Source organism: Cellulomonas sp. P5_C6 (assembly GCF_054049635.1).
The window spans coordinates 19,482-27,488 of record NZ_JBFULZ010000036.1 but is presented as its reverse complement, the minus strand read 5'-3'; the positions used below and the strand labels follow the sequence as shown (position 1 = coordinate 27,488).

7 protein-coding genes are annotated in these 8,007 nt (G+C 74.6%); 6 read left to right on the top strand and 1 reads right to left on the bottom strand.

Going from position 1 to position 8,007, the window contains the following annotated elements; translation table 11 throughout:
• The 6 genes from ACXJKG_RS06365 to ACXJKG_RS06340 form a co-directional block, all read left to right on the top strand.
• Nucleotides 1–826 (top strand): glutamate ABC transporter substrate-binding protein (locus tag ACXJKG_RS06365; RefSeq protein ID WP_456844911.1); only part of this gene is annotated, 826 nt, incomplete at its 5' end.
• A complete protein-coding gene (locus ACXJKG_RS06360; RefSeq protein WP_456844910.1) occupies nt 823–1,935 on the top strand; it encodes a hypothetical protein in 1,113 nt (370 codons plus the stop codon). The genes ACXJKG_RS06365 and ACXJKG_RS06360, both read left to right, overlap by 4 nt.
• The gene (locus ACXJKG_RS06355) at nt 1,932–4,226 is read left to right on the top strand and encodes a tetratricopeptide repeat protein (protein WP_456844909.1); all 2,295 of its coding nucleotides are present in this window, start codon (nt 1,932–1,934) and stop codon (nt 4,224–4,226) included. Before ACXJKG_RS06360 ends, ACXJKG_RS06355 begins: the two co-directional genes overlap by 4 nt.
• Nucleotides 4,211–5,245, top strand: coding sequence for a PP2C family protein-serine/threonine phosphatase (locus ACXJKG_RS06350; RefSeq protein WP_456844908.1), 1,035 nt, complete (start codon nt 4,211–4,213; stop codon nt 5,243–5,245). The genes ACXJKG_RS06355 and ACXJKG_RS06350 overlap by 16 nt, the downstream gene beginning before the upstream one ends.
• 13 nt (nt 5,246–5,258) lie before the next feature.
• Nucleotides 5,259–6,536 (top strand): VWA domain-containing protein, encoded by a 1,278-nt coding sequence (locus tag ACXJKG_RS06345; protein ID WP_456844907.1) that lies wholly within the window; start codon nt 5,259–5,261, stop codon nt 6,534–6,536.
• Nucleotides 6,533–7,294 carry an FHA domain-containing protein gene (locus ACXJKG_RS06340; protein ID WP_456844906.1) on the top strand — a complete coding sequence of 254 codons (762 nt, stop codon included), beginning with the start codon at nt 6,533–6,535 and terminating at the stop codon, nt 7,292–7,294. The genes ACXJKG_RS06345 and ACXJKG_RS06340 overlap by 4 nt, the downstream gene beginning before the upstream one ends.
• Here the strand turns inward: ACXJKG_RS06340 and ACXJKG_RS06335 are convergent, their stop codons facing one another.
• A complete protein-coding gene (locus ACXJKG_RS06335; protein WP_456844905.1) occupies nt 7,295–7,978 on the bottom strand; it encodes a rhomboid-like protein in 684 nt (227 codons plus the stop codon).
• Nucleotides 7,979–8,007 lie beyond the last annotated feature (29 nt).

The following is an 8,007-nucleotide window of genomic DNA, read 5'->3' as shown; positions in this document are numbered from 1 at the left end:
GGCCACGGCCGCGGCCCCCGCCGCGACCGAGTGCGACGACGCCACGACCTCGTACGCGCCCGACGGCGGGGCCGCGCCGACCGTGGACGCCATCCGGTCCCGCGGCGCGCTCGTCGTCGGGGTCTCCGCCGACACGCTGCTGATGGGCGCGCGCAACCCCCTGTCGGGCCAGATCGAGGGCTTCGACATCGACGTCCTGCACGCGATCTCGGCGGCGATCTTCGACGGCGACCCGAACCGCCTGCAGTTCCGCGTGATCACCTCGGCACAGCGGCTCGACGTGCTGACCAACCACGAGGTCGACCTGGTGGCCCGCACGTTCACCATGAACTGCGAGCGCTGGGACTCCATCGCCTTCTCCGCCGAGTACCTGCACGCCGGGCAGAAGGTGCTGGTCACGCGCGACTCGGCCGCGACGGGCATCGACGACCTCGCCGGGAAGCGGGTCTGCGCACCGGACGGCACGACGACGCTCGAGCGGCTGCAGACCACCTACCCGGACGTCACGGCGGTGAGCGCCCCGACGCACACCGGCTGCCTGGTGCTGTTCCAGCAGGGCAAGGTCGACGCCATCACCGGTGACGACACGATCCTCGCCGGGTTCGCGGCCCAGGACCCGTACGCCAAGGTCGTCGGCGACGCGTTCAGCGACGAGCCGTACGGCATCGGCGTGGCGGCGGACCAGGTCGACCTGGTGCGGTTCGTCAACGGCGTGCTGGACCAGATGAAGACGGACGGCACCTGGGCCGCGAACTACGACCGCTGGCTGCACGCGCTGGGCCCGGCGCCCACCCCGCCGACCTCGCTGTACGGCCGGGTCCCGTGAGCGGACCCGACGCACCCGAGGCACCCGGGCGGCTGGGCGAGCCGATCCCGGCACCCCAGCTCCTCGCGTACCTCAGCGGGCTCGAGGCGTGGCTGGCGCACCGCCGGACCGAGCTCGACCGGCTGGACGTGGCGGCGCAGGCCTCGCCTGCCTCCGAGAGCTACACCGACGACGTGCTGCTCGCGCTGACCATGTGGCAGGCCATCCGGACGCGCACCGACGAGCTGGTCGAGGTGTGGGACTCGGGCCGGGCCGACGCGGTGGCCCGCGAGAAGATGTCGCAGCTGGTCTGGGGTCGGCTCGACTCCGGGCTGGGCGCCGCGCTGGTCTCGCTGGTCGAGGCCGTGACGCTCTGCGACGCGATGATCTCCCAGGTCCGGGCGCGCCTGTCCTTCGACCCGGACACCGCCGACCAGGCGGCGCGGCTGCGCGGCCTGCGGGCCGGGCTGGTCCGGTGCGAGGACCTCGCCGGCGTCGACACGACCGCCGCCGAGCTGGTCGCCGCCCTGCGGGTGCGCGAGCAGAAGCTGGTGACCCAGGCGGCCCGCGGCGCCGACATCAGCGGACCGCTCGCCGAGCTCGAGGCCCGCGCGGCCCTCGCGGAGCGCGACCTCATCGTGCAGGTGTCGCAGCGGCGCACGCTCGAGAAGGGCCGGGCCGACGCCCAGGCCACCATGGTCGCGCTGGAGACCCGCGAGCCGACCCTGCACGAGCTGGCGGACCGGTGCCGGCGCGAGATCGCGCACCCGCCCAAGCTCGCCGTGCCGGACGTCTCGAGGCTCGGCGCGGTCCCGTCGACCCGCACGGAGCTGGACGCGTTCGTCGACCGGCTCGCGGCGGTGGGCCGCGCGTTCGACGCCGTCGCCGACGCCTACAGCGCGCCCCTGCGCGAGCGTGCCGAGCTCCGCTACCGGCTCGAGGGGGCGCGCGCCGCCGCCGACGCCAACGGCCGCAGCGCCTCGCCGACGGTCCGGTCCGGGTACGACGAGGCCCGTGCCGTCGTCGCCCAGACCCCCTGCGACATCACGATGACCCGCTTCCTCGTGGAGCAGTACGAGTACCTCATCCGCGACCTGCCCCCGGCAGGTCAGGAGGGACGGACCCGATGACGACCACCGCCCAGCTCCCCTGCGCCGAACCCGGCTGCACGGGCACCTACGAGGACGGCTGGTGCAACGTCTGCGGCTCGCCGCAGGCGGCGACGTCGGCTCCCGCGGCCGCGTCGGCGACCTCCCTGCTCGGGACGGGCGTCGCGCAGGCGGCTCCGGACAGCGGCGCCGACGTGGGCGGCGAACGGTCCACCCGCACGGGGCGCACCAGCTCCAGCCGCCTGGCCACGGCCGCGCTCGGCTCCGCGCGCACCGTGGCGATGGGCTCGCGGCCCACGCGTCGCGTCGGGACGTCGTCGACCCGGCTGCGCGGCGCGCGCCTGGGTGCCGGGCTCACCACCGTGCCGCCCGCGCCGGTCCAGGACCCGCTGCAGGCCGTCATGGCCGTGCCCGAGGTCGAGGAGCGCAAGCGGTTCTGCCCGAGCTGCGGTGCCGAGGTCGGCCGGTCGCGCGACGGCGTCCCCGGCCGGACCGCGGGGTTCTGCCCCAAGTGCGGCACGCACTTCGACTTCACGCCGGCGCTGAACCCGGGCGACCTCGTCGGCGGCCAGTACGAGGTCGTCGGCTGCCTGGCGCACGGCGGGCTCGGCTGGATCTACCTGGCGCGCGACCGCAACGTCTCGGGCCGGTGGGTGGTGCTCAAGGGCCTGCTCAACTCCGGGGACCCCGACGCGTACGCCGCCGCGATCTCGGAGCGGCAGTTCCTCGCCGAGGTCGAGCACCCCCTCATCGTCGAGATCTACAACTTCGCGATGCACGAGGGCGCCGGCTACACCGTCATGGAGTACGTCGGCGGCCGGTCGCTCAAGCAGATCCTGCAGGACCGCCGCGACGCCGCGGCGGGTGTCAACACGCCGCTGCCTGTGGACCAGGCGCTCGCCTTCGTCCTCGAGATCCTGCCCGCGTTCGCGTACCTGCACGACGTCGGCCTGCTGTTCTGCGACTTCAAGCCCGACAACGTCATCCAGCAGGGCGACGCGGTCAAGCTCATCGACCTCGGCGGCGTCCGGCGGATCGACGACCTGCAGTCGGCGATCTTCGGCACCGTGGGCTACCAGGCCCCCGAGGTGCCCGAGGTCGGACCGTCCGTGGCGTCCGACATCTACACGATCGGTCGCACGCTGGCCACGCTGGTCCTGGACTTCCGCGGCAACACGAGCACCTACGTGGCGTCCCTGCCGCCCGTGGCGGACACCGCCATCTTCCAGACGTACGACTCGTTCTACCGGCTGCTGGCGAAGGCCTGCGCGCTGGACCCGTCCGACCGGTTCGCGTCGGTCGACGAGCTGCGCGCCCAGACGCTCGGCGTGCTGCGCGAGGTCGTCGCCACCGACCGCGGCCCCGGCAGCCCCGCGCTGCACTCGGCGGCGTCGGTGCTGTTCGAGGCGCCGACGTCGGACGAGGCCGGTCACCCGCTGGCCTGGGACCAGCTCCCGGCGCTGAAGGTCGACCCGAGCGACCCGGCCGCGAGCTGGCTGGCGGGGGTCAACGTCAACGACCCCGAGCAGCGGATCGCCGCGCTCGCGGACGCCCCCGAGGACACCGTCGAGGTCCGCCTGCGACGGGCGGCCGCGGCGATCGAGGCTGGTCGGCAGGACGTGCTCGACCAGACGCTCGCGCAGGTCCTGGCGGACGACCCGTGGGAGTGGCGCGCGGCGTGGCTGGGCGGGCTGGCGCAGCTGGCCGCCGGGGACCCGGTGGCGGCGCGCGCGTCGTTCAACGCCGTCTACGGGCAGGTGCCCGGCGAGCTGGCGCCCAAGCTCGCGCTGGCGACCGCGTGCGAGGAGAGCGCCGAGCCCGACATCGCCGAGTCGCTGTACGTCATCTGCGCCCGCTCGGACGCGAACTACACCGCCCCGGCGGCGTTCGGCCTGGCCCGGATCCGCAGCGCGCGCGGCGACACGGCCGGCGCCCTTGCGGCGCTGGACCTGGTCACGGCCACCCGCAGCTCCTACGTCGAGGCCCGCATGATGCGCGCCCGGCTCCTGGCCGCGTCCGCCCGTGACCTGGGCGCCCTGTCGGCCGCGCTGGCGAGCGTGCACGGCGTCGCCATCGACGCCCGTGCGCGGACCTCGCTGCGCGTCGACGTCCTCGGGAACGCGCTGGCGACCGTCCTCAAGGACGGGCCGTCGCGCACCGTCCAGCTGGACGGTGTCCCGGCGCAGGAGCAGGGCCTGCGGGACGCCCTCGAGGCGGCGCTGCGGGAGTCGGCTGCCCTGGCCGAGAGCCACGACGAACGGATCGAGCTGGTGGACCAGGCCAACGGCGTGCGTCGGTGGACCACGTGGTGACCTGCCCGTCCTGCGGCACGGTCGCGGGCGACGGCGCGCTGTTCTGCGAGCAGTGCGGGTCCCTCCTCGCCGGCCCGCCGGCCCCGGCCCCGGTCGTCGCCGCCCCTGAGGTGGCCGCGGCGGGCCCGGTCTGCCGCGCGTGCGGCGGCACGATCGCCGCGGACGGGTACTGCGAGCTGTGCGGCGAGCCGGCGGCCAGCGAGCGCGACCACTGGAGCGAGCTGCCGTCCCCGGCCGTCGGCGGCGTCTGCGACCGCGGCGTGCGGCACACCCGCAACGAGGACGCGATGGCTCTTGCCGTCGCCGGGGGGTTCGCGGTGCTCGTGGTCTGCGACGGGGTCTCCTCGGTCGCGGACTCGGACATCGCCAGCCTGGCCGCGGCGCGCGCGGCGCGGGACGTGCTGGTGACGGGGTCGGCCGACGACACGGTCGGCGCCTGGTCGGCGCTGCTGGACAAGGCGGCCGCCGCGGCCGACCAGGGCATCGCGGACGCGATCGGGGACATGGCCGCGCGCGCCGAGCCGCCGTMGTGCACCTTCGTCGCCGCGGTGGTCGACGGGCCGACGGTCGTCGCCGGCTGGTTGGGGGACTCGCGGGTGTACTGGGTGCCCGACGCGGGGGACGCGCTGCAGGTGAGCGTCGACGACTCGGCCGCCAACGAGATGATCGCCCGCGGCGTGCCCCGGGCCCGCGCGGAGGCCTCGCCCGAGGGGCACGCCATCACCCGCTGGCTGGGGGCCGACGCCGAGACCGTGGTGCCGAGCACCGGGACCACCCACGCCCAGGGGGCAGGCTGGGTGCTGGTCTGCTCCGACGGCCTGTGGAACTACTGCTCCGAGGCAGCCGACGTCGCCGACCTGCTGCACCGCGTCGTCGCATCCCACGGGCCCGCGCCCGACGCGATCGCCGGCGAGCTGGTGCGCTGGGCGAACGAGCAGGGCGGCCACGACAACATCACGGCCGCGTTGGCCCGCGTCGAGCAACCCTTCGATACTGTCCAGACCGAACCGGCAGCCTGAGCAAGGAGCCATAGTGGCCGACTTCCGCACCGAGGTGTTCCAGAACGAGTTCCTCTCCGACGGCGCCACCGACGTGCACGCGATCGTCACGGTGACCAGCTCCGGCGCGGGCACCGCGGCCTCCAGCACGGGCGAGGTCGCCGAGATCGTCATCATCGACACGTCCGGCTCCATGAGCGGCCCGAACATCGAGGCGGCCAAGCACGCGGCGCAGGTCGCGGTCGACCAGATCGTCGACGGCACCTGGTTCGCGGTCATCGGCGGCAGCCACGTGGCCAACCGCGCGTTCCCGTACCCGAACGCCCCGGTCGCGATCGTGCAGATGGAGCCCGGTGCACGCGAGGAGGCCAAGCGCGCCATCTCGTACATGCGGCCCTCGGGCGGCACGGCGATGAGCACGTGGCTGCGCCTGGCCGACGCGATCTTCGCGRTGGTCCCGCAGGCCGCCCAGAAGCACGCGATCCTGCTGACGGACGGGCGCAACGAGTCCGAGCCGCGCGGCGAGCTGTCGAAGGCGATCTATGCCGTCACGGGCCACTTCCAGTGCGACGCCCGCGGCGTCGGGTCGAGCTGGGAGGTGGCCGAGCTCCGCGAGATCGCGACCGCGCTGCTGGGCACCGTCGACCTCATCCGCAAGCCCGCCGACATCGCCGAGGACTTCAAGGCGCTGGTGAACGAGTCGATGTCCAAGGGCGTCGCCGACGCCGAGCTGCGCGTGTGGGCGCCGCAGGGTGCGCAGGTGCTGTTCGTGCGTCGCGTGGCCCCGACCGTCGAGGACCTCACGGCGCGGCGCACCGAGGTCAACGCCCTCACGGGCTCGTACCCGACCGGGTCGTGGGGCGACGAGTCCCGCGACTACCACGTGGCCGTCCGGGTGCCGTCGAAGCCCGTCGGCTCCGAGCAGCTGGCCGCGCGCGTGCAGATCGCGGTCGGGGGAGAGGTGCTCGCCTCGGGACTGGTCAAGGCCCGCTGGTCCGACGACAGCTCGCTGACCGCCCGCATCAACCCCGAGGTCGCGCACTACACCGGGCAGGCCGAGCTCGCGTCGGCGATCCAGGAGGGCCTGGCGGCGAAGGCGGCCGGTGACGAGGCGACAGCCACCGTGAAGCTCGGTCGCGCGGTGCAGCTGGCCGCGGAGACGGGCAACGCGGAGGCGACCTCCAAGCTGCGCCGGGTGGTCGACGTCGACGACGAGGAGAAGGGCACCGTGCGCCTCAAGCGCAACGCGGACAAGCTCGACGAGATGGCGCTCGACACCGCCTCCACCAAGACCACCCGGGTCCGCCGGTGAGCACCGTCACCTGCCCCAACGGTCACCAGTCCACCTCGACCGACTACTGCGACATCTGCGGCTCGCCGATCGAGAGCGCCGCCCCGCCCGCGTCAGCGCCGACGCCCGTGGTCGCCACGACGACGACGTGCCCGCACTGCGGCGCCCCGGCGTCGTCGCTCGCCCTCTTCTGCGAGACGTGCGGCTACGACTTCACGACGGGGTCGCTGCCGGCGGGCGCCGACCCCGCGCCGGCCGTCGCCGACCCCGCGCCGGCCGTCGCCGCGCCTGTGGTCGCCCCCACMGCGCCGTCGGCCGTCGTCGAGCCCGACCCGGCGCCCGCTGCCGCTCTGCCGACCCCCGCGCCCGACGGTCCCGAGTCGTGGGTCGCCGAGATCTGGGTGGACCCCGACTGGTACGCCGCGCAGCAGCCCGAGGACCCGATGCCGTCGGCCGGTCTGCCCGGGCTGGTGCCCCTGCGTGAGCGCAGCGTGCTCGTCGGCCGTCCCTCGGTGTCCCGCAACATCCACCCCGCGGTCGACTGCGGGACCGACTCCGGGGTCTCGCGGCGGCACTGCCAGCTCAACACGGACGGCCAGCGCTGGTGGGTCGAGGACCTGCAGTCGGCCAACGGCACCTACGTGAGCCGCGCGGGCGACCCGCTGCCGACCACCCCGATCCCCCCGGGGCAACGGCGCGAGATCGAGGACGGCGACCGGCTGTTCATCGGGGCGTGGACCCGCATCGTGATCCGGACGGCGCTGCCCGGCGAGGTCTGATCAGGGCTGCGGGCGCGCCAGCCGGTCGGCCCGGACCGCCCGACCGGCGACCACCGCGAGCAGGAGCCCGATGGTCAGCGCGGCCGCGTGGCCGGCGTCGGTGAACGTCCGGTTGATCGCGCCCGGCACGAGCCAGAAGGCCGCCGTCGCGCCCAGGTACCACCAGCGCCAGCGCGTCGGCACGGCGAGCGTCAGGAAGCCCATCGCGGCGGCCATCACGTAGCTGACGCCGACGTCGGTGGCCTCGGCGACGCTCTCGTCCACGAAGCCGTGGAAGATCCCGGTGGCCAGACCCGCCGCGACGATCAGCCCGGCCCCGACGTGCCCCGCCAGGCCGACCACCAGGGAGGCCAGCCGCCCGACGAACTGCTGCAGGTAGGCGAGGACGACGAGCAGCTGCACGACGAGCAGGAGCCCCGCGACGCTCTCGACGACGAACGCGCTGCCGAGCATCGACAGCAGCGGCTCGGCACGGAGGTTGTTCAGGTTGCCGCTGACCCGGGCGAGGATCTCCTCGGTGCGCTCCTCGGGCTGCAGGTGGACCAGCAGCGTCACGATCGTCACGGCGGCGCAGTAGGCGATGGCGAGGTCGGCGCGGGCGACCGTGCGACCGACGTCCCTCAGCACCGCCCCGGCCAGCTCGCGGGCGGTGCGCCGGTCCGGCGCGGACTGCCCGTCGGTCATGCCGGTCACGCTACCGCCGGAGCGCGGTG

What these genes read in the sequence shown, in the direction of transcription:
- ACXJKG_RS06355 (WP_456844909.1), top strand. Translation starts at nt 1,932, where the DNA reads ATGACGACCACCGCCCAGCTCCCCTGCGCCGAACCCGGCTGCACGGGC.
- ACXJKG_RS06335 (WP_456844905.1), bottom strand. Translation starts at nt 7,978, where the DNA reads ATGACCGACGGGCAGTCCGCGCCGGACCGGCGCACCGCCCGCGAGCTG.